Raw genomic sequence first — 726 nt, 5'->3', positions numbered from 1 at the left:
GCTCAGGGCCAAGGTCGCCGCCCTCGAGGGCCTCGACCGCCGAGGACTCGCGTTTGGCGGCGCGTGCGGCGCGCTCGCCCTGAATCTTTTCGATGCGCCAGTTTTGACGACGATTGAGTTGGCGTTTGGCCATGGGTGTTCCGTCTGAAGAATGCAGCGATTAGGTAAAACGGCCGCGAGTTTAGCACGCCCGGCCACCGGCCTAGGCTAAACTGCGCAGCATTGCCTAGGAGCCCGAATATGCAAAACCCGCAGAACCTGATCTGGATCGACCTGGAAATGACCGGTCTGGACCCGGACAACGATGTCATCATCGAAATGGCCACCATCGTCACCGACAGTGAGCTGAATACATTGGCCGAAGGCCCGGTGATCGCCATCCATCACAGCGACGAAGTGCTCGCGCGCATGGACGAATGGAACACCCGCACCCACGGCAATTCCGGCCTGACCCAGCGTGTACGTGAAAGCCGCATCAGCATGGCTGAGGCAGAAGCTGAGACCATCGCCTTCCTGGAAAAGTGGGTGCCGAAGGGCAAATCGCCGATCTGCGGCAACAGCATCTGCCAGGACCGTCGCTTCCTTTATACCCACATGAAGGCGCTGGAAAGCTACTTCCACTACCGCAACCTCGACGTCTCGACGCTCAAGGAGCTGGCCGCACGCTGGGCTCCGGACGTGCGCGACAGCTTCAAGAAGGGCAGCACGCATCTGGCGCTGGACGAC

At 60.7% G+C, this 726-nt stretch carries 1 protein-coding gene and 1 pseudogene; one reads left to right on the top strand and one right to left on the bottom strand.

Translation table 11 applies throughout. From position 1 onward, the window contains the following. Positions 1-133 (bottom strand): annotated as a pseudogene (locus tag FLV_RS20070) (ribosome biogenesis GTPase RsgA); the annotation flags it as partial. A 107-nt stretch (positions 134-240) separates the two neighbouring features. Here FLV_RS20070 and orn point away from each other — a divergent pair. Then, on the top strand, positions 241-726 hold a 486-nt coding region (gene orn, locus FLV_RS19905), incomplete at its 3' end, for an oligoribonuclease (protein WP_243236501.1).

Source organism: Flavobacterium pectinovorum, assembly GCF_022802975.1.
GTDB lineage: Bacteria > Bacteroidota > Bacteroidia > Flavobacteriales > Flavobacteriaceae > Flavobacterium > Flavobacterium pectinovorum_B.
Note: the sequence above shows the minus strand (reverse complement) of the source record. Positions and strands in the feature narration are given on the sequence as shown.